Source organism: Labrys sp. WJW (assembly GCF_001676615.1).
In the GTDB taxonomy this organism is placed as follows: domain Bacteria; phylum Pseudomonadota; class Alphaproteobacteria; order Rhizobiales; family Labraceae; genus Labrys; species Labrys sedimenti.
In genome coordinates this window covers 198,407-219,867 of sequence record NZ_LYXZ01000039.1, presented here as the reverse complement: position 1 = coordinate 219,867, position 21,461 = coordinate 198,407, and the positions used below count along the sequence as shown (strand labels likewise).

The 21,461-nt window shown below is 64.0% G+C and carries 15 protein-coding genes; 7 read left to right on the top strand and 8 right to left on the bottom strand.

What is annotated here, in order from left to right; genetic code table 11:
* The 6 genes from BA190_RS23500 to BA190_RS23475 all read left to right on the top strand — a co-directional run.
* Positions 1-614 (top strand): outer membrane protein (locus BA190_RS23500; RefSeq protein WP_068293111.1); only part of this gene is annotated, 614 nt, incomplete at its 5' end.
* Positions 615-818: 204 nt separating this feature from the next.
* The gene (locus BA190_RS23495; protein WP_068293104.1) at positions 819-2,045 is read left to right on the top strand and encodes an MFS transporter; all 1,227 of its coding nucleotides are present in this window, start codon (positions 819-821) and stop codon (positions 2,043-2,045) included.
* An 88-nt stretch (positions 2,046-2,133) separates the two neighbouring features.
* Positions 2,134-4,362, top strand: coding sequence for an ATP-dependent RecD-like DNA helicase (locus BA190_RS23490; RefSeq protein WP_068293101.1), 2,229 nt, complete (start codon positions 2,134-2,136; stop codon positions 4,360-4,362).
* Between the two features lie 69 nt (positions 4,363-4,431).
* Positions 4,432-5,808: a hypothetical protein gene (locus BA190_RS23485; protein ID WP_156771672.1), complete on the top strand. Its 1,377-nt coding sequence runs from the start codon at positions 4,432-4,434 to the stop codon at positions 5,806-5,808.
* Positions 5,809-6,196: 388 nt separating this feature from the next.
* Positions 6,197-8,770, top strand: a complete 2,574-nt coding sequence (locus BA190_RS23480; RefSeq protein ID WP_068293094.1) for a caspase family protein — start codon at positions 6,197-6,199, stop codon at positions 8,768-8,770.
* 153 nt (positions 8,771-8,923) lie between these two features.
* A complete protein-coding gene (locus BA190_RS23475; protein WP_068293091.1) occupies positions 8,924-11,446 on the top strand; it encodes a caspase family protein in 2,523 nt (840 codons plus the stop codon).
* 229 nt (positions 11,447-11,675) lie between these two features.
* Here BA190_RS23475 and BA190_RS23470 read toward each other — a convergent pair whose 3' ends face one another.
* From BA190_RS23470 to BA190_RS23435, 8 genes are all read right to left on the bottom strand, one after another.
* Positions 11,676-12,632, bottom strand: a complete 957-nt coding sequence (locus tag BA190_RS23470) for a dipeptide ABC transporter ATP-binding protein (protein ID WP_068293088.1) — start codon at positions 12,630-12,632, stop codon at positions 11,676-11,678.
* Entirely contained in the window at positions 12,632-13,618 is a 987-nt protein-coding gene (locus BA190_RS23465; protein ID WP_068293085.1) for an ABC transporter ATP-binding protein, read from the bottom strand. Before BA190_RS23465 ends, BA190_RS23470 begins: the two co-directional genes overlap by 1 nt.
* A 22-nt stretch (positions 13,619-13,640) precedes the next feature.
* The gene (locus BA190_RS23460) at positions 13,641-14,573 is read right to left on the bottom strand and encodes an ABC transporter permease (RefSeq protein ID WP_068293083.1); all 933 of its coding nucleotides are present in this window, start codon (positions 14,571-14,573) and stop codon (positions 13,641-13,643) included.
* A complete protein-coding gene (locus BA190_RS23455; RefSeq protein ID WP_068293077.1) occupies positions 14,563-15,579 on the bottom strand; it encodes an ABC transporter permease subunit in 1,017 nt (338 codons plus the stop codon). The genes BA190_RS23460 and BA190_RS23455 overlap by 11 nt, the downstream gene beginning before the upstream one ends.
* A gap of 81 nt (positions 15,580-15,660) precedes the next feature.
* Complete coding sequence (locus BA190_RS23450) at positions 15,661-17,268, bottom strand: ABC transporter substrate-binding protein (protein ID WP_068293074.1); 1,608 nt, start codon at positions 17,266-17,268, stop codon at positions 15,661-15,663.
* A 546-nt stretch (positions 17,269-17,814) separates the two neighbouring features.
* The gene (locus BA190_RS23445) at positions 17,815-18,141 is read right to left on the bottom strand and encodes a DUF2853 family protein (protein WP_162275188.1); all 327 of its coding nucleotides are present in this window, start codon (positions 18,139-18,141) and stop codon (positions 17,815-17,817) included.
* Between the two features lie 162 nt (positions 18,142-18,303).
* The gene (gene gshB / locus BA190_RS23440; RefSeq protein WP_068293067.1) at positions 18,304-19,245 is read right to left on the bottom strand and encodes a glutathione synthase; all 942 of its coding nucleotides are present in this window, start codon (positions 19,243-19,245) and stop codon (positions 18,304-18,306) included.
* Positions 19,246-19,368: 123 nt separating this feature from the next.
* Positions 19,369-20,589 (bottom strand): serpin family protein, encoded by a 1,221-nt coding sequence (locus tag BA190_RS23435; RefSeq protein ID WP_068293064.1) that lies wholly within the window; start codon positions 20,587-20,589, stop codon positions 19,369-19,371.
* Between the two features lie 274 nt (positions 20,590-20,863).
* On the opposite strand from BA190_RS23435, the gene hisB reads away from it, so the two are divergent.
* Positions 20,864-21,457: an imidazoleglycerol-phosphate dehydratase HisB gene (hisB, locus tag BA190_RS23430; protein WP_068293062.1), complete on the top strand. Its 594-nt coding sequence runs from the start codon at positions 20,864-20,866 to the stop codon at positions 21,455-21,457.
* The last annotated feature ends 4 nt before the right edge of the window (positions 21,458-21,461 follow it).

Here is a 21,461-nt window from a genome sequence, read left to right as displayed (position 1 = left end):
CGACCTCGGCTTTCGCTGCCGACCTGGCTCCCCAGGCTGTCGAGCCGGTCGCTCCGGTCGTCGCTCCCGTCTACAACTGGACCGGCTTCTACGCTGGTGTCCATGCCGGCGCTCTGGTCGGCCAGGGCAAGATTGATCACGCCAAGTTCGACGGCGCCGGCTTCATCGGTGGCGTGCATGCTGGCTACAATGCCCAGTTCGACGGCGGCTTCGTCGTCGGCCTTGAGACCGATATCGATTATTCGAGCTTCAAGAAGTCGAAGTCGATCACCGATGGTGAAGTCGTTGCCCGCGGCACCCTCAAGAACGAGTGGATGGGCTCGACCCGCGCTCGCTTCGGCTATGCCTTCGACAACATCCTGCCTTACGTGACGGGTGGTGTTGCTTACGGCAACGTCAAGACCAGCATTGCCGGCGTCGGTTCCAAGACCGACACCCGCGTGGGTTGGACGGCTGGCGCCGGCGTCGAATACGCCATCGACCCGAACTGGATCGTTCGTGGCGAAGCCCGCTACATCGACCTCGGCGACAAGAGCGTCACCATTGCCGGCGACCGCACGAAGGTGAAGTTCGACGCCGTCGATCTGAACCTCGGCGTGAGCTACAAGTTCTGATCCGCGTATCTGGATCAATGTACAGGAAAAGCCCGGCGAAAGCCGGGCTTTTTCTTTTCCGGACCATGAATCGAATATCGCCGCATATCCGGGCAGAGCTGGCGGTAATATTGGCGAAGACATCCCTTGTGGCGCTTCCGATCGGACGCAAGACTCAGCAGTTGCCGTTTCCTTCATTTCATCAAGTCATATTGAAAGCCTTCCATGTCCACGCAGGACACGCCTTCCCTTCTGCGCCATAGCGGCTTCGGGCTGTTCTGGACGGCCCGCGTGCTTTCCACCGGCTGTTTTCAGATTATCTCCGTGGTGATCGGCTGGCAGATCTATGATCTCACCCGTTCTGCCCTTCATCTGGGCCTGGTCGGCCTCTGCCAATTCCTGCCGATGCTGGTGCTCACCATTCCGGCCGGTCATGTCGCGGATCGCTTCGACCGGCGTACCGTCGTGCGCTGCTGCCAGATGGTAGCAGGACTGACAGGGGCAGGACTCGCTTTTGCTTCCTGGCAAGGCATGATCAGCCCGACGATCATTTTCGCCGCCGCCGTCGTGATCGGCGCCTGCCGTACTTTCGAAATGCCGACGACGGCCGCCTTGCTCCCGATGATCGTCAGCCCCCACCAATTGCCGCGCGCACTGGCCCTGTCCGCCTCCGCCATCCAGACCGCCACCATCATCGGCCCTGCTCTGGGAGGGCTGCTCTACATCGTCGGCCCTGGATCGGCCTATCTTTTCGTCGCCTGCTTCTACGGCCTGGCCTCGATCCTGGTTTCACGCCTACGGATCCTCGTGCCACCCGCCGCGCGCGAGCCGACCACCCTCAGATCGGTGTTCTCGGGCTTCGCCTTCATCAGGAGCCGTCCGATCATTCGCGGAGCGATCTCGCTCGACATGGTCGCCGTGCTGCTCGGCGGCGCGACGGCCCTGCTGCCGATCTATGCCCGTGACATTCTCCACACCAATGCCTTCGGCCTCGGCGTGCTCAGGGCATCCCCGGCCCTCGGCGCCCTGTCCATGTCCCTGATCTTGGCGCGTTGGCCGCTGGAGCGGCGGGTCGGCCTGAAGATGTTCGCGGCCGTCGCGGTGTTCGGCCTGGCCACCATCGTCTTCGGCCTGTCGTCCTGGTTTGCGCTTTCGCTGCCGGCGCTGGTGGTCATGGGAGCGGCCGACGTCGTCAGCGTGGTGGTGCGTTCAACCCTGGTCCAGCTCGGCACGCCCGACGCGATGCGTGGGCGGGTCAGCGCCGTCAACGCCATGTTCGTCGGCACCTCCAACCAGTTGGGAGAGTTCGAATCGGGCCTTACCGCTGCCCTGTTCGGTCCGGTGGAGGCCGTGGTACTCGGCGGCCTGGGTACGATCCTCGTTGCCCTGGCCTGGTCACGCCTGTTCAAGCCACTGCGCGATGCCGACCGCTTCCCGAGCAGGAGCGCCTGAAGGCAACCGGCTCTCCTCGAAGATCGGGGCATCCGCCCCCCATACGACACATCTCGACAAGTCGCACCGGCCTGCCCATGGTGCTGATATGCGCACGTCCTCCTTCAAACGCGATTCGAAGCCGGCCCCTCCCGGTGAAGTGCCGGCAGATCTGACGATTTCCGGCATCATCGACCGGGTCACCTATCACAATGCCGAAAACGGCTTCGCGGTGCTCCGCGTCAAGGTGAAGGGGCGCAAGGACCTGGCCACCGTGATCGGCCGCACCGCGGCCATCGCTCCCGGCGAAAAGCTCGAGGCGGAGGGGCGCTGGAGCGTCGATCCCGAGCGCGGCCTGCAGTTCCGCGCCGATGCTATCCGTACCACGCCGCCCGGCTCCGCATCCGGCATCGAGCGCTACCTTGCCTCCGGCCTGGTTCGCGGCATCGGCCAGGAGACCGCCAAGAAGCTGGTGGCAGCCTTTGGCAAGGACACGCTCAAAGTCCTCGACAGCGAACCGGACCGGCTGAGCGAGGTGGCGGGCCTGTCACCCCAGCGCATCCGGCTGATCCGCGAGGGCTGGAGCGCCCAACAGGAGTTCCGTGACGTCCTGGTGTTCCTCACCGAGCACGGGCTCGGAGCGACGCGCGCCGCCAGTGTGCAGAAGGCGCTCGGCACCAATGCGGTCGAGCTGATCAAGGCCGATCCTTACCGGCTCTCGCGCGAGGTCAAGGGATTCGACTTCCGCACCGCCGACCAGTTCGCCCTCAGTCTGGGGCATGAGCGCGAGGATCCCTCGCGCCTGACCGCCGGGCTGCTCTGGGCGCTGGGCGAGGGTGCCACCAACGGCCATTGCGGCGTGCCGCGCGAAGCCCTGTTCGAACGGGCCGGCCGGGTGCTGGAGGTGGATGACTATCTCTTCAACGATGCCGCCACCCGCCTGCTGCAGACCCGCTCGATCATCGGCGACACCATCGAGGGGGCCCCGTCCTACTTCCTGCCGGCACTGTGGAACGCCGAGGAAGCCGTTGCTACCAGGCTGAAGCAGATGGCCGGCGGCAGCCCGCCCTGGCGCCAGGAAGGCCTGCACCAGGCGGTGCTGGATACCGAAGCTCGCACCCGCAGGCGGCTCGCTCCTGCCCAAGCGCTCGCGGTGGAGACGGCCCTCGCCTCCAAGCTGCTGGTCATCACCGGCGGCCCCGGTGTCGGCAAGACCACCATCATCGACACCATCCTCAAGGCGCTCGAGCGCAAGGATGTGACGATCGCCCTGTGTGCGCCGACGGGCCGCGCCGCCAAGCGCATGGCCGAAAGCACCGGCCAGGAAGCCAAGACCATCCATCGCCTGCTGGAAATCGATCCGGTCTCGGGCACGTTCCGCCGACAGCGGGCCTATCCTCTCGACGCCGACCTCGTCATCGCCGACGAGGCGAGCATGATCGACATCGAGCTGATGCGCGCCTTGCTCGATGCCCTGTCGCCACGCGCCGCCCTCGTCCTGGTGGGCGATGCCGACCAGTTGCCCTCAGTCGGCCCCGGCCAGGTGCTGGCCGACATCATCGCCTCCGACGTCATTCCCGTGGTGCGGCTCACCGAAGTGTTCCGCCAGGCTGAAACCAGCCGCATCATTGCCGCGGCCCATGCCGTCAATCATGGCGAAGTGCCGGAAGGCGCCAAAAGCCCGGAGGATGGCGATTTCTTCGTCGTCGACATGGCGACGGCAGAAGATGGCGCGAGCAAGGTGATCGACATCGTCACCAACCGCCTGCCACGCCGCTTCGGTCTCGATCCCGTCAGGGACATCCACGTGCTGACCCCGATGAACAAGGGGCCTCTGGGCTCGCAAACGCTGACGCAGGCCCTGCGCGAGGTCCTCAATCCGGCACGCGAAGGCGCGATCGTGCGCGAATTCGGTACCTTCGCCCCGCATGACAAGGTCATGCAGATCGACAATGACTATGACCGCGAAATCTTCAACGGCGATATCGGCTTCGTCACCCGCACGGATGCGAAGGCGGGGCAGCTCACCGTCACCTTCGATGGGCGCGACGTCCACTACACCACCGCGCAGCTCGACAGCCTGGTGCCGGCCTATGCCACCACCATCCACAAGGCCCAGGGCTCGGAATATCCGGCAGTGGTGGTGGTGATCTCCAACGCCCATTATCCGATGCTGGCCCGCAACCTGCTCTACACGGCCATTACCCGCGGCAAGCGGCTGGTGGTGGTGGTCGCCGAAAAGCGCGCCCTGAGGCTGGCGGCGGAAAATGCCATGGGGCGCCGACGCTGGACCCGGCTCCGCGAAAAATTGGCTGCGCCCGCGCCGGATGTTTCCTGAAGAACGCTTGCCGTCATGGTACGGCGCTATACAAACATCTTGCAGAGATCGGCAAAGGTGGGGGCGGGAATGTTGCGGCGAACCATGATTGGCGCCTGGGTGCTGGCGGCTTCGGCCGTTCCCATCGGTTCGGCTTCCGCCCAGACGAAACCAGCGCCCGCCGCGCCGGCACCGGCCGTTCCCGTCGATGCCGCCTTCGAAGCCGCAAAGATTGCCGCCGCAACAATGGGTGCGGAGGATTTCGCCGCCATTCAGCAGGATCTGATCTGGACCGGCGATCTCAATTCACTGCCGTCGGGCGAGATGGGCAAGCGCAGCTATGAGGCGATCCGTGCTTTCCAGAAGCGGATCAAGGCCAAGGAAACCGGCATATTCACGCCGCCTCAGCGCATCACTCTCGCCCAGCACGCAGCCAAGTTCACGGCGCGCTATGGCTTCGAAACCATCACGGAACGCGGCATCACGGTGGGCTATCCGGCCAAGCTGACGACGGTACGGACGGAAGGCAAGAACGGCCCGCATTTCGCCACGCCCAAAAATGACGTCACCTTGGACATCCTCGCCATCCCTGCCGACAAGGAGACTTTCGAGGCCCTGTTTACTCGCCTCAAGACGGAGCGCCCCGGGCGCAAGGTGACCTATTCGCTGCTGCGCCCGGATTTCCTGGTGGTCGCCGGCAGCAATGACGGCAAGAGCTTCTATCTGCGCTTCGTCAAGACCGACACCGATTCACGCGGCTTCGCCCTTGGCTGGGACCCGGCGCTTTCCCCCGGCTTCGACCGGATTTCCATCGCAATGGCCTCTTCGATGAAATTGGCCGAGGGCGGCAAGCCGGCTGCCGTGGCGCCGCCGATCTCCAAGCCCGCTGACAAGCCAGCGCCCCTTCCCGAACCGCCGAAGCCGGCCGGTCCGCCCGTGCCCTTGCCATCAGGTGCCTCGACAGCGGCCAAGACAGGTCTGGGCACCCTGGTATCGCCGAACGGCGATATCCTCACCTATGCCGGCCTGGTGGCGGGATGCGAAACGGTGACCCTGCAGGGCGGTGCCCCGGCCAAGGTGATTGCCGGCGATCTCGGCAATGACGTCGCGCTGGTCCGAGCCAATCCACCCCCTGGCCCGGCACCGCTCGCCTGGCGGCAGCCGGCGCTGGCGCAAGGTGATGCTGTCGCCCTGCTGTCCGGCTCCACCCCGGTCGCCACCACCGTCACGGCATTGATCGGCGGCAATGACGACAGTCGCCGCGTATCGCTAGCCGCGGGCGCTCCCGGCGCCTTGATCGACAAGGACGGCGCTTTGGCAGGCCTTGCCGCCGCCAATGGCGATCCGACAGCCTTGAAGGGTCTGTTCGTCACCGCCTTCCTGCGCGCCAGCGGCGTCACGCCTCCCGAGCGCGGCGGCGACCCGAGCAAAGCCACCGTCACGCTGACCTGCACGCCGAAGCCATAGAGCAAGGGCACGACTACAGGCCAGTGCGTTACTTACCCATCTCGCCTCCCGCGCCTTGATGGTAAGAAAAGACCGCCGCCCTTCTTTGCAGATTGCAGCACTTCGTTACGACAGGTCCCGGTGCATCGTCACTTGCACTTTTCATTATTGCCAAACGCCAATCCATTGTAACAAATGATCCAGAGTTCGGCCTCGCCTCCAAGCCTGTCGACGAAGATCCCAGCGAGCAGGGATCTCGGCAGGCGAGAATATCAAGGGAGACGGCCGGCTCGCTGTCCGGGCTGAGGTAAAACCTAAAATGTTTCGACTGAAAGCGATCCCCGCTTCCCTCGGCAAAGTTTCCCGGCGTGGCTCATCGGGGAGCTTCGTCAGAAAATTCTGCCTGGCTATGGCCCTTGCCGTGGCCGCGCCCCATGCTGTGCAAAGCCAGGAAGCCACCTTCACCTCCGCCCAGGCGGCGGCCAACCAATTGAGCGCCCAGCAAATCGCCAATCTGCAGGAAGACCTGGCCTGGGCAGGCATGTTTTCGGAAGGAAGTTCTCCGCCGGTTTCAGGGATCTTCTACAACGCCACCTACCAGGCCATCCGCCAATATCAACGCAGCAACAATTTGCCTGAGACTGGCGCGCCCAGTGCGGCCCTGGTCAGTGAACTGGACGGCCGCGTTGCTTCGATCCGGCGGACGGCCAACCTCAAAACCCTGGAAAATGGCGTCCTGAAGATCAGCTACCCCGCCGGCGTGCTGACCAAACAGCAGACGGTCAAGGGAGAGACGCGCTACACGACGCCCTCGAGCGACGCCCTGGTCCAATTGATCAATATGAAGGGATCGCGCGAACGGCTCGACCAGATGTTCGCCGACATGAAGAAGGCGGCGGGCAAGGTCAAATATTCGGTCATGCTCGATGATCAGGGCGAGGGACAGCCCACCCGTTTCGTCATCGTCGGCGGCGACGCCAAATTCACCATCTATACGAGCGTGGCCCAAAAGGATGATGCGATCGTCGGCTTCATCGCCAGCTGGGATCGCAAGAAACGGCCGGATTTTCGCAACAGCGCCATCGTCATGGGCCTTTCGATCCGACCGAAAACCGTTGCCAATCCCTATACCGCCGCAGCGGCGGGACAGAACCCGCAAGGCACCGTCGCGATGTCGACGGCCGAAATCAACCGGCAGCTCGACATCTGCGCCAAAGCGAAGGACGCTGCCGAGATCGTCACCGCCTGCACGACGGCACTATCGGCCAGCACGCTGCTGGCGGCCAACCGGCCGACCGTGCTCTACAATCGCTCCGTCGGCTATAACAGGCAGAAAAAGGCCGATCTGGCTCTTGCCGATCTCGACCAGGCCATCGCCCTCGATCCCGACCAGGCGAGCTATTACACGCAACGTGGACATGTCCGCTACGGCCAGGCGAAATATGACGCGGCGGTAGCGGACTATAGTCAGGCCCTTGCCAAGAAAACGCCGACGGCGGGCGACTACACCAATCGCGGCAACAGCTATTTTGGCTTGGAGGACTACCCGAAGGCCATTGCCGATTACGATGCATCCCTGCGCCTGGATCCGGATGACGTCGACACCCATGCCTTTCGGGGTTCGGCGCTGCTGAGGCTGAGCCGACCGGCAGAAGCCATGGCGGATCTGAACTTCACCATCGATCGGGGCGGCGACAAGGTCGGTGCCGGTGACTACAAGAATCGCGGCGAGGCGCTGGTCGAACTTGGCCGCGCCGAGGAAGGCAAACCGGATTTCATCAAGGCCGAGGCCATTGCCACCGCGAAGATCGAGACGGACAGCTACAATTTCGTCTATCGCGCCTTCGCCCGCGCCTTCATCGGCAATGCCGAGGGGGCCATTGCCGATGCAGACAAGTATTTGTCCATCGACTCCAGGGCCAGCGAGGCCTTCCATGCACGGGCGCTCGGCAATGTCGCCAGGCAGGACTTCACCAAGGCAGTCGCCGATTTCTCCCAGGCCATCAGCATGGGACGCAAGCGGCTGTTCATCCAGCGCCAGCGCGGGGATGTCTATTTGACGACCGGCCAGCCGGAGCTGGCGATCGCCGATTACCAGGCCCAACTCAATCTCACGCCCGGCAACGCCCTCGCCATGGTCGGTCTTGAAAAGGCCAGGCAGGCGATGGCTGCCAAGCTGCTGGCAACCGCCGGTACCCCACAGGGCAACAACGCCCCAGCCACGGCCGGTTCGCCGCAGGTGGCCGCGCTGGCCGCCCTGCAACCTCCGGCCAAGGTCGCGCTCGGCCGCCGGGTCGCCCTGGTTATCGGCAATTCCAACTATGCCAATGTCGCCGCCCTGCCGAACCCGAAGAACGACGCTGCCAAGGTTGCCGACACCCTGCGCAAGATCGGCTTTGCCGAGGTGACGCTGGCGGAGGACACCGATTTCCGCAGCCTCAACCGCGCCCTGCAGGACTTCGCCAGCCAGGCCGACGGGGCCGACTGGGCAGTGATCTATTATGCTGGCCATGGCATCGAGATCGCCAACACCAATTATCTCGTGCCGGTCGATGCCAAGCTCGCCTCCGATCGCGACGTCACCTTCGAGGCCGTGCCGCTCGACCGGGTGATGGCCGCCAGCGAAGGCGCCAAGGGCATGCGCCTGGTCATCCTCGATGCCTGCCGCAACAATCCCTTCCTGGCCAACATGACCCGCAAGACGGCAACGCGCGCCGTCTCGCGCGGCCTCAGCCGAGTGGAGCCGGATGGCGGCACGCTCGTCGTCTATGCCGCCAAGGCCGGCGAGGTCGCTCTCGACGGCAGCAGCGGCAACTCGCCCTTCGTCACCGCCCTCACCACCAACCTGCAGAAGCCCGGCATCGAAATCGGCAAGCTGTTTCGCCTGGTGCGCGACGACGTGATGAAGGCGACCGACCGCAAGCAGGAGCCCTTCACCTATGGCTCCCTGCCCGGCGAAGACTTCATCTTCAATCCGGGCTGAGGGCTGGGGTGTGGACCATCCATGTTCTCCAGGGAACTGCAGCCTCCCGCAGTTATGGCGAGAAGCTCCAAGGTGCAGGAATGCGCCCAAGCTCAGGCCCCTGCGGCCTGACGATCAAAATCTTGGCAAAACCTATCGATCCGGGGTTCCCCAATGTTGCGCTTGAAGACGATTGCCGCCCTGATCGGGCTGACGCTGGCCATCGCCACTCCGGCCGCGGCGCAGATCATCGACTATGCACGCTTCGAGAAGGCCAAGCGGATCGGCGATCAACTGAGCAGCACGCAACTGCGCCAGTTGCAATCCGACCTGTCGTGGAACACCGGCTACAACAGCCTGACCAATTTTCCCCTCTGGGGCAGTTTTGACGAGGCGACCTTCGTCGCGATCCGGAATTTCCAGTCGCATAATCTGAGAAGCCTGAACATCAAACCGCTCGAGGAAAACAGCATCCCCTCGCCCGAATTGATCAAGCTCGCCCGTACCAAGGCAGCCAAGCAGAAAGCCTTGCTCGACTTCAGGACCGCCAGCGCCCAGGGCATGACCATCGACTACCCCGCCTCGCTGCTGCCGAGCCGCGAAGAAACGCCGACGGGCCTGCGCCTGCGTGCGCCACGCTGGGACATGAGTGTGGAATTGCAGGCTTTTTCGGCAGGAGACATGCCGTTCGAGGCGCGCTTCGAAGCCATGAAGGCCACGCCGGAGGTGACCCGGATCGTTCAGGCCAAGCTCTTCAAGGCACGGGCGGAGCGTAACCCGACCTATTTCGTGCTGTTCGGCACCAAGGACAGCCTGGGCTTCTATGCTCGCTTCATCAAGGGCGCCGACGGTTCGGCGCGGGGCATGATCATCCGCTGGAATGCCGACACCGGCAAGGACACCACGCAGATGGTGGAGATGTTCGAGGCCTATGACGCCTTTGGGGTCATGATCGGCTCTCTGCGACTGGATGATGACGATAGTGGCTCGGCAGCGGAGGCGCCACTCTCCGAGGTCGCCGATCTCAGGGCCAATCGCCAGCTCTGCGGGCAGGCCAAGGCGGCCGACGACATCGTCAAGGCCTGCAGCGACGTGCTGGTGGTGGGTGACCTGCTGCTGCCCCAAACGCTGGCCGTCACCAATTCGAATCGGGGCTGGGGCTTCTACCTCAAGGGCGACTACGACAAGGCCATCGCCGATTACAACGAAGCCATCGCCCTGCGCCAGGATGACGATCTCCCCTTCTCGGGGCGTGGCTATGCCCGCTTCGCCAAGGGCGACAATGCCCAGGCCATCGCCGATTTCGACCAGGCCCTGCGCCTGAAACCCACTCGGACGGAACTGCTGAGCTACCGCGCCTCCGCCGCCCTCAGGCTCGGCCGCTTGCAGGAAAGCGTCGACAACATCACCTCGGTGGTCGCCGGCGGCAAGGCCGTCACCCCCGACTACCTCAATCGCGGCGTGGCCCTGCTCGAACTCGGCCGCAAGGACGAGGCCACGTCGGATCTGAGCCGGGCCATCGAGCTTGCGAGCGACGATTTCACGGCCGATCCCGTCAAGAACGCCTATAGCCTGATGTATCGCGCCATGGCCAAGGCCTATGGCAACGACCCGGACGGCGCCATCGCCGATGCGACGCGCTTCCTGTCGACCACGCCGCAATCCCCGGAGGCTTTCCATGCCCGGGGGCTCGCCAATGCGGCGAAGCAAAACTACGACGCGGCCATCGCGGACTATACCCAGGCCATCAGCCTGGGACGCAAAAGCTTCATCCTGCGCCAGCGCGGCGATGCCTATCTCGCTTCCGGCCAGCCTGACCTCGCCGCCGCCGACTATCTGGCGATGCTACACCAGTTTCCAACCAATGCGCTGGCCGCCTCAGGTCTCGAAAAAGCCAAGCAGGCAGTGGTCCAGAAATTCGGGGCCAACCCGCCGCCTGCCTCGGGCGGAGGCACGTCCGGTACGCAGCAGCCCATGCAGACTTCTGCGCCGATGGGCAAGCGCATCGCCCTCATCATCGGCAACGGCGCCTATACCGGCACCAGCCCCCTGCCCAATCCCAAGCGTGACGCCGCGAAGCTGGCGGAGACCCTCCGCAGCATCGGCTTCACCGACGTGACCCTGGCGGAAGATCTCGACAACCAGGGCTTCAACCGGGCCCTGCAGGAATTTTCGGACAAGGCGACGCAGGCCGACTGGGCGGTGGTCTACTATGCCGGCCATGGCATGGAAGTCGACAACGTCAATTACCTCATTCCGGTCGATGCCAAGCTCGAGAAGGAGCGCGACATCCTGTTCGAAGCCGTGCCACTCGACCGGGTGATGGCAGCGGGCGAAGGCGCCAAGTCGCTGCGCCTGGTCATCCTCGATGCCTGCCGCAACAATCCCTTCGAGGGCGCCATGGCCAAGAAGAGCGCGACCCGCGCCGTCACGCGCGGCCTCAGCCGCGTCGAGCCGGACGGAGCGACCCTGGTGGTCTATGCCGCCAAGGCGGGCCAGGTCGCCTTGGACGGCGCGGACGGCAACTCGCCCTTCGTCACCGCGCTCGACACCAATCTGCGCAAGCCCAATGTCGAGATCGGCAAGCTCTTCCGCCTGGTGCGCGACGACGTGATGAAGGCGACCGAGCGCCAGCAGGAACCTTTCACCTACGGCTCCCTGCCGGGCGAGGACTTCTTCTTCAATCAGGGGAAGTAAGGAGCGGGATTTCGCATTGAGAGGTTGAGAGTCACCCCTCATCTCCCTGCCGGGACCTCCAGCCAACTCAAGAGAGTTGGCGACACCCGCAGGGGGAGAAGGGGCCTGCTTGGGAAAGGGCGTCCGGCCCAGCTACGGTCAAATGCACTCGATGCCTGCAGGATAAAATTCCCTTCTCCCCTTGCGGGAGAAGGTGGCAGCAGCCGGATGAGGGGTGCCCGCGCTCCCCTCAAACCTCGAAACAGGCGACCAGGCGATCGTGCTTCAGCTCCAGGCCCGGTCGTTCGTCCCGGCAATGCGGCTTGACGATCGGGCAGCGGGGGTTGAAGGCGCAGCCCGTCGGCGGGGCGAAGGGCGAGGGCAACTCACCCTGCAGCACGATGCGCTCGCGCTTGCGGTCGGGATCGGCCTGCGGCGTCGCCGACATCAGTGCCCTGGTATAGGGGTGCTGCGGCGCCGAGAACAGGGCGTCGCGGGTGCCCATCTCGACCGCTCGCCCCAGATACATCACCATCACGTCGTCGGCGATGTGGCGCACCACCGACAGGTCGTGGCTGATGAAGATATAAGCGAGCTTGAATTCCTGCTGCAGCTCGGCGAGCAGGTTGAGCACCTGCGCGCGCACCGAGACGTCCAGGGCCGAGACCGGCTCGTCCAGCACCAGGATCTTCGGTCGGAGCATCAAGGCCCGGGCGATGGCGATGCGCTGGCGCTGGCCGCCTGAGAACATGTGCGGATATCGCAGGGCCTGCTCGGGACGCAGGCCCACCCGCTTCATCATGGCAAGGGCAGCCTCGCGCCGTTCGCCCGCGCTCATCCTGGTGTTGACGAGCAGAGGCTCCTCCAGCGCCTGCGCGATGGTCTGGCGCGGATTGAGAGAACCGAAGGGGTTCTGGAACACGATCTGGATTTCGCGGCGCAGGGTCTTGCGCTGCTCCGCCGTCGCCAGCTTCACATCGATGCCGCCGATGGTCAGCGATCCCGCGCTGGGCTGCTCGATCATGGTCAGCAGGCGCGCCAGGGTCGACTTGCCGCAGCCGGATTCGCCCACCACCGCCAGCGTCTTGCCGGCATCGAGCGTGAAGCTCACGCCGGCCAGCGCCTTGACGGTCGCCGTGCCGCCGAACATGCCGCGTTTGACTTCATAGGAGCGCGCGAGATCACGCGCTTCGACGAGGACTGCCATCACACGGCCTCCATGCGGGCCGCTTCGCCACCAGTCAGCGGGTGGATGCACAAGGCCTGGTTATAGTCCACGCCGGCCCGCTTGGGCGGCGCGGCGCGGCATTCGTCGGTGGCGTAGGAACAGCGCGGCGAGAACAGGCAACCGCGGGGGCGGTCATACTGGCCGGGCACCACGCCGGGGATCGACGGCAGGATCTGCGAGGTGGCCCGCTCCGGCAAGGCCGCCAGCAGGGCTGAGGTATAGGGATGGCGCGGGGTGTGGAACAAGGGGCCTGTCTTGGCCATCTCGACCTGCTGGCCGGCATATTGCACGACCACGCGCTCGGCCGTTTCGGCGACGACGCCCATGTCATGGGTGATCAGCACCACGGCCATGCCGCGTTCCTCGCGCAGCTTGACCAGAAGATCCAGGATCTGCGCCTGGATGGTGACGTCGAGCGCCGTCGTCGGCTCGTCCGCGATCAGCAGCTTGGGATTGCAGGAGATCGCCATGGCGATCATCACGCGTTGGCTCATGCCGCCCGACATCTGATGCGGGAAGGCCGACAGGCGGCGCGCCGGATCGGTGATGCCGACAGCCTTCAGCAGTTCCACCGCCCGATCCCGCGCCTCGCGCCGCGATATCGACAGGTGGGCGCGGATGGCCTCGGTGAGCTGAAAGCCGACCGTGAAGCAGGGATTGAGCGAGGTCATCGGCTCCTGGAAGATCATCGCCATGTCGCGGCCGATGATCTTACGCCGTTCGCGCGGCGTGATCTTGCGCAGGTCCAGCCCGTTGAAGGCCAGCTTGTCGGCAGTGATGCGGGCCGTCTTGGGCAACAGCCCCATCAGCGCCAGCATGGCGACCGACTTGCCGGATCCGGACTCGCCGACGATGGAGACGATCTCGCCCGGATCGATCGAGAGCGAGACCCCGTCCACGGCCCGGAAGAAGCCGTGCTTGACCTGGAACTCGACGGTGAGATTGGAGATTTCGAGCAGCGCCATGTCTATTCTTGCTCCAACATGTCTACCCTCGCTTCAACTTGGGATCGAGCGCATCGCGCAAACCGTCGCCAAACAGGTTGATGGCGACCACGGTGATCAGGATGCAGATGCCGGGCGCGATGGCGAGCCAGGGCGCGCTCTGGATGTCCTGGCGCACGTCGGAGAGCATGGCGCCCCATTCGGGGATGGGCGGCTGCGCACCCATGCCGAGGAAGCCCAGCGCCGCCGCCTGCAGGATGGCATCGGAGACGCCGAGCGTTGCCTGCACGATCAGCGGCGCCATGCAGTTGGGCAGGATGGTGCGGAACAGGAGTCGGGGCGGCTTGACCCCCACGACCGTGGCAGCGGTGACATAGTCCTTCGACAATTCCCCGAGGGCGGCGGCCCTGACGATACGCACATAGCGCGGCAGGAAGACAATGGTGATGGCCGCGACCGTCGGGACCAGGCCGGGCTGCAGGATGGCGACGATCACCATGGAGAGCACCAGGTCCGGGATCGACATGATCAGGTCCATCAAGCGCATCAGGACGAAGTCGAACCAGCCACCGACATAGGCCGCGATGAGCCCCAGCACGACGCCGAGCAGCATCGAGACCGCCATCACGGTCAGGCCGATGCCGAGCGAGTAGCGGGCGCCATAGATCAGGCGCGAAAGCACGTCACGACCGCCGCTCTTGTCGGTGCCGAGGATGAACTCCCAACTGCCGCCCTCGACCCAGGCCGGCGGCTGGCCGACATGGCCGGGATGGCCGGCGTCCGGCCAGCCCGCCGCATTATAGGGTGCGTAGGGAGCCAGGAAATCGGCAAAAACGGCAACGAGAACCACCAGGACGAGCACGACAAGGCCCGCGACAGCGCCCTTGTTCTGCTTGAGCGAGTCCCAGATCTCGGCGGTGGCGGAAGGCGGCTTGGCCGGGCGGATTGCCGCCGCGGCTTGCGTGTCAGCGGCCATGACGAATCCTTGGATTAATGACGCCGTAGAGCAGATCGACGAAGAGATTGATGAAGGTGACGAGGATGGCGATGATCAGGATGCCGCCCTGGAGCGCCGGATAGTCGCGGCGCGAGAAGGAATCGATCAGCCACTTGCCGACGCCGGGCCAGGAGAACACCGATTCCGTCTGCACAGCGCCAGCAAACAGCATGCCGATCATCAGGCCGACCACGGTGACGATCGGGATCATGGCATTGCGCAGGGCATGCAGGCCGATCACCCGCAGCGGCGATAGTCCCTTGGCCCGGGCCGTGCGGACATAGTCCTCGTTCAGCACTTCCAGCATGGCCGAGCGCGTGATGCGCATGATCACCGCCAGGGGGATGGTGCCGAGCACGATGGCGGGCAGGATGAGATGCTGCAAGGCCGACCAGACGGCCCCCTCCTGATCGGACCAGAAGGCGTCCCAGATCATGAAGCCGGTACTGGTTTCCTCGTCGAAATAGAACGCCGTGTCGATACGCCCGCCGACCGGCGTCAGATCGAGCTTGAGGGAAACCAACAGGATCAGAAGGATGCCGAACCAGAAGATCGGCATGGAATTGCCGATCACCGCGAAAGCGGTGGCGATGTAGTCGGCGAACTTGCCGCGCTGAAGGGCGGCGAGGATTCCAAAGGGAATACCGAGGCCGATGGCGAAGATCATGGCCGCGAAGGCCAGTTCCACCGTGGCGGGAAAGAGGGTGAAGAACTCGGTCAGCACCGGCCGTTGGGTGACGATGGAGGTACCGAAATCACCATGCAGGAGTTGCCAGAGATAGCGGCCGAACTGCTCGTAGACAGGTTGGTCGAGACCGAGTTGATGACGGAATTCGGCCAGGCGTTCGGGCGAAATACCTCTTTCGCCCACACGCACTTCGACCGGGTCGCCGGGAACCATTCGAATGGCGAAGAACGCCAAGGCGACCAGCGCGATGAAGGTCGGAACGGTCATGGCGACACGCTTGAGCAGGAAGGTCAGCATGGGCGCTCGCGGGTCAGCAGTAGAAAACAGGATACAAAAAGGCTGCCAGGCCGATGAAGACCTGGCAGCCTGAAAGCGTGATTACTTCTTCAAGTCGGTATCGAAGAACTCGAAGCGGCCGAGCGGCGAGGGCTTGAAGCCTTCGACGTTCTTGCGCACGGGCGTATAGACCACCGTGTGGGCGATGTTCAGATAGGGAACCTCGTCATGGGCGATCTGCAGCATTTCCTGGTAGAGCTTGGTGCGCTCGGCCTTGTCGAAGCTGGCGCGGGCCTTCTCCAGGCGCTCCTGGTGGTCCTTGTTGCACCAGCGCGGATAGTTCTGGCTGACGGGCTTCTTCTTCTCGATGTCGCAGGCGAACAGGAAGAAGAAGTTGTCGGGATCGCCATTGTCGCCGGTCCAGCCCATCTGGGGCAGAGTCGCCTCGCCGTTCTGCAGGCGCTTGCGGTAATCACCCCATTCATAGGTGACGAGCTTGGCGTTGACGCCGATCTTGGCGAGATCGGCCTGCATCAGCTCGCCCATGCGCTTGCCGTTGGGATTGTAGGGACGGTAGACCGGCATGTACCACAGGTCGATGTCGATCGGGGTCTTCACCCCGGCATCGGCCAGGAGCTTCTTGGAAGCTTCGGGGTCATAGCCATATTCGGGGATCTTGTCGTTGTAACCCAGCATGAAGGAGGGGATCAGCGTCGTCGAGGGCTTGCCGCTGCCTTCATAGACGTCCGAGAGGATCGCCTTCAGGTTGATCGCCTTCGCCAGGGCGAGGCGCACTTCCTTCTTGTCCAGCGGGGGCTTCTCCGTGTTGAAGGAGAAGTACATGTCGTTCAGGCCTTCATTGGTCAGGACCTTGATGTCCTTGTTGGCCTCCATCGACTTGAGGTCGGCGGGGTTGGGGCCGACCATGACCTGGCATTCGTTCTTCTGCAGCTTGGCATAGCGGGCGGCTGCATCCGGCGTGATCGCATAGACGAGCTGGTCGAGCTTGACCTTGCCGGCCCAATATTGCGGGAAGGCCTTGTAGCGGATCACCGCGTCCTTCTGATAGGCGACGAACTGGAAGGCACCGGTACCGACGGGCTCCTGGTCGAACTTCTCGGGCGTGCCGGCCTTGAGCAGGTAGTCGGCATATTCGGCCGACTGGATGGTCGCGAAATCCATGCCGAGATTGGCCATGAAGGGCGCGTTCGGCTTGGTCAGGGTCATCTTGACGGTGTAGTCGTCGACCTTCTCGATCGACTTCAACAGACTGGGCATGTCCATGTCGTTGAAGTAGTCGTACGAACCGCCCGAAACCTTGTGGTAGGGATTGTCATCCTTCCACTGGCGATTGAAGGAGAACAGGACGTCGTCGGCGTTGAAGTCGCGCGTCGGCTTGAAGCCCTTCCAGGAGTGGAACTTCACGCCCTTGCGCAGATGGAAGACGATCTCGGTGCCGTCCTTGGAAACATCCCACTTCTCGGCAAGGCCAGGCCGGAGGTCGGTGGTGCCCGGCGTAAATTCCACGAGCTGGTTGTAGACCGGCCGGGCGGCGTCGAGCGAGGTGCCGGTGGTGTTCAGGGCCGGGGTGAAGTTCTCGGGGCTTCCCTCCGAGCAATAGACCAGCGTCTTGGTCGCGGCCATTGCCGTCGTTCCCAGCAACGCGGCAAAGCCGGCCGCCAGAAGGCCTGTCTTCAGCAGTTTTGACATTTGTTCCCCACTGTCATGGTGCATTGTTCCGTCCGCCTCCAAGCGAACGCAAACGCCGAACGGGCATTGAGGGCGCGCCGCCGGTCATCGTTTCAGGCCAGACAAAGGCGTTTCGAGCCGAGGAGAAGAGGTTCGAGGACGCAAGCCTTCCGACTTGTTACGCCCGCCACGGGCCAAACCCATGGCTGAAACGATCTGCTCATCGGCCAAAGCCACAGCGCCACCGAAGGCGGTGAGGCGATGAATGGCCCTCGGCAGCGCCGCTCCGCCTGCCGGGATGCATGTCCCGGCCGTGCCTGCGCCTCTCGTCCGGCCATTTTGGCCTCATCTAGCTTCAAACCATACCCGACGTTACGCCCCTTGCCCAATTGGCGCGTATGGAAGCCTTTTTATGCGTTTTCGGCAATCGGAATCTGACATTTTCGTGGCGTTTGTAATTTTTGTATCAGGAAGCGCCAACGAAAAACCCCGCGGCTATTCCACGGGGCTTTTCTGTAACATAAAGTTACCCGAGCGAGCGGCGCGCTGGACGCACCGCGGCAAGAATCAGGCGGATTTCACAAAGAGGTCGAGCTTCTTGAAGTGCTCGGCGAGGAGATAATAGACCGTCACGCGCGACTTCGAATTGTCGGCCTTGAGCTTCTCGATCACTGCGGCAACGGCAGCGTCAAGCTTGTCGTCGGCATCCGTCAAGGCGAGCTTCTTCTTGAGGAAGCTGTCGCGGACACGAGCAAGTTCGGTTGGGTCCTTGCCGGCAACGAGCGAAGAATCACGATTACGCAGAGCAATGCCGAGATGCTTCACGATGCCCGCCACAGCGGCTTCGTTCACACTGGACGTGTATTTCTTGATATCAGCGACGTAGGTAGCCAGATCAGACATCGGCGTGCATTCCTCCTGAACCACGATGCATCGGACACAGTTGTTTGCTGGTCGAAACAAGCGTGGAATATTAGGGCATGATTTGCCCGCAGGCGCCACCGCAAAGTGCAGCTTTCCCTACGGAAACCGTAGAGAAATGCACCCAAAAGGCGCTCAGCGCCGTTTTTCCTCGATCGCGTCCCAGATCTGCGCCGCCAGATCCGGACCACCGAGCCGCTTGATCGCCCGCAGGCCCGTCGGCGAGGTCACGTTGATCTCGGTCAGATGGCCGTCGATCACGTCGATGCCCGTGAACAGCAGGCCCTTGTCACGCAGGGTCGGCCCGATTCGTTCGCAGATTTCCTGTTCGCGCGGCGAGAGGTCGGTCGGCTTGGCTGCACCGCCGCGCACCATGTTGGAGCGGATGTCGCCCGGTTGCGGCACCCGGTTGACGGCGCCGGCGGCGACGCCGTCAACCAGGATGATGCGCTTGTCGCCCTCCGAGACCTTGGGCAGGAAATGCTGCACGACCCAGGGCTCGCGCGAAAGCGAGGCGAAGAGATCGTAGAGCGAACCGAAATTCGGATCCTGCCTGCTCACCTTGAACACGGCCGCACCGCCATTGCCGTAAAGCGGCTTCATCACGACGTCGCCATGCTCGGCCCTGAAGGCCTCGATCTCGGCACGGTCGCGGGTGATCAGCGTCGCCGGCATCAGGTCCGGAAATTCGGTGACCAGGATCTTTTCGGGTGCATTGCGCACATGAAAAGGGTCGTTCACCACCAATGTCTTGGGATGGATGCGCTCCAGCATGTGGGTGGTGGTGACATAGGCCATGTCGAAGGGCGGATCCTGGCGCAGCAGCACCACGTCGAAGCCGGAGAGATCGGCACGGCTCTGCGCGCCGGCCTTGACGTGGTCTCCCTCGACATCCTGCACGGTGACCGGCCTGACCTGCGCGGAGACGATGCCGTCGCGCTGGGACAGCGTATCGGGCGTGTAGACGGCCAGCGAATGGCCGCGCGCCTGCGCCTCCAGCATCAGGGCAAAGGTCGAATCCCCCTTGATGCTGATGCGCTCGATCGGGTCCATCTGCACGGCAACGTTGAGCTTCATCAGGCAGTTCCTCGGATTTCCAGGCTATCGAAAAGGACTGCTAGTTAGATAGCTGTCGACGCCGCGCCGCAACAGACGCCGAGGAGGATCATTACAAAATAAAGAGGCGCGCCGCCGCGCGCCCTATTGCGCCTTGGATGCATCGCCGACATAGCCGGCCATCAGGGTCTGGCCGCTCACCTCGTCACGCAAGGCGAACAGGAAGGGCTTGTCGGCGACGAAAGCGAACTCGGGCTTGTCGGCAAGGCTGCGGGAGGTGATGGCCGTGGCCGCCGCCGCTTCGGTTCCCTTCTCGTCGATGGCGATCGCGACCTTCTGGATGATCTCGTCGATCTTCTGCGGCTTAGCCGAGAACTGGCGCAGCGCGTCCGGCGCCCCCGCGGCCGGATCAAGCCCGAGGCCGTCCAGGCTGGCCCTGAGGTCGCCGCCGGCCTTGATGGCGAGGCGCGGCAGGGCGACGGTGCCGGTCATCTCGGCAAACCCCTCCCCCGTCAGCCAGCCGGAGACTTCCGAAAAATCGGCAAGGCCTGCCGGCTTGTCGGTGGTGGTGATCAGGATCAGCGCATAGCCCTTGGTACGGTAGGGCAGGGAAACGCCGACGAAGCGCCCGTCCTGGCGGGCCAGCCGCGACGCCGAGCCCGAATGCATCATCGCCACCTTGGCCGCACCGGCATCGACAGGGTGGAAATCGGCCTCGCCGGTCTGGGCGGGATCGAAGGCCATGCGCCACTCGTCCTTGAAATGCAAGGCGTTGAGCAGGACGAGGCTGCCCCCATGCAAGGGATTGTCGATGAGGCTGGGAATGAGCCCGCGCGTGCGCTCCTTGACCAGGGCATTGATGGCGTCGCGCGTCGCCGGGCTGGCGATGTCGGTGATCTCCACCGTCGCGCCGGCCTGCTTCAGCTTCGCCACGGCGGCCGGCTTGGGAGCGGCTTCCCGGTCGAAATAGACCGCGCCGATGCCGGTCAGCGGGCTCTCGTCCTTGCTGCCCGCGATCAGGGGCGACAGGGCCTGACGCAGTCTCGCGAAGTCGCCGGCCTTGCCCTCGAGGCGCAGCGTCTTGAGCAGCGCGGCATGCAGCTTCGGGCTGGCGCCGAGATCGAGCAGCGCGAAGGCAGCGGCGAGGCTGGCCGGAGAAACCGCCAGATTGGGTTCGCCTGACGCCGTCTTGCCCAGCGCGACGAGGAGGTCGAAGCCGAAACGGGCGGAGGCCTGTGACAGGGCATTTGAGGCCGATTTCGCCTTCTCGGCCGGTTTGGCATCGGTCGATTTGGCGTCGCTCGATTTGGGCTTGGGCGCGGCCTCCGCCGGCAATGGCACGACGGCGAGCAAGCCAAGGATCATCAAGGCTCTCCTCGATACTGCAAACTCTGCGCGGCGGCCCATGCCCCATCCTCCTCAACGGGCACCAATGCCCGGTCACTGCCCCAGTTAAGCATGATGCCATGGACGCGCTGTATCGCAGAGCACCTTTCTGCGTGAATGCACCGCACAATACGGGCTTTCCCCGCACCCGCCGCCCCGCTATAAGGCTGCCCCTTGGGGTCATGGTCGCGGCTCGGCCATCGATCCCAGCCATGCCACCGCCTTTCGGCACAAGGTTCCAGCGGGGTCAGCCATGCGCAGCGCGTCGATCGAGCGCGTCACGAATGAAACGTCGGTGTCCGTGACCGTCGAACTCGACGGCACCGGCAAGCACGACATCGCCACCGGTGTCGGCTTCTTCGACCATATGCTTGACCAGCTCGCGCGCCATTCGCTGATCGACATTACAGTGCGCACCAAAGGCGATCTGCATATCGACGACCACCATGCCGTCGAGGATACCGGCATCGCCCTGGGGCAGGCCATCCGCAAGGCTCTGGGCGACCTCAAGGGCGTCACGCGCTATGCCGACGCCTATCTGCCGATGGACGAGACGCTGACGCGCGCCGCCATCGACATCTCGGGCCGTCCCTTCCTGGTGTTCAAGGTCGATTTCCCGCGCGAGAAGATCGGCACCTTCGACACCGAACTGGTGCGCGAATGGTTCCAGGCCTTCGCCATGAATGCCGGCATCACGCTGCATGTCGAGACGCTCTATGGCGCCAATGCCCACCACATCGCCGAAAGCTGCTTCAAGGCGCTGGCCCGCGCCCTCAAGTCGGCTATCGCCATCGACCCGCGCCTGGAAGGCCAATTGCCGACCACCAAGGGCAAGCTCGGAGGCTGAGACG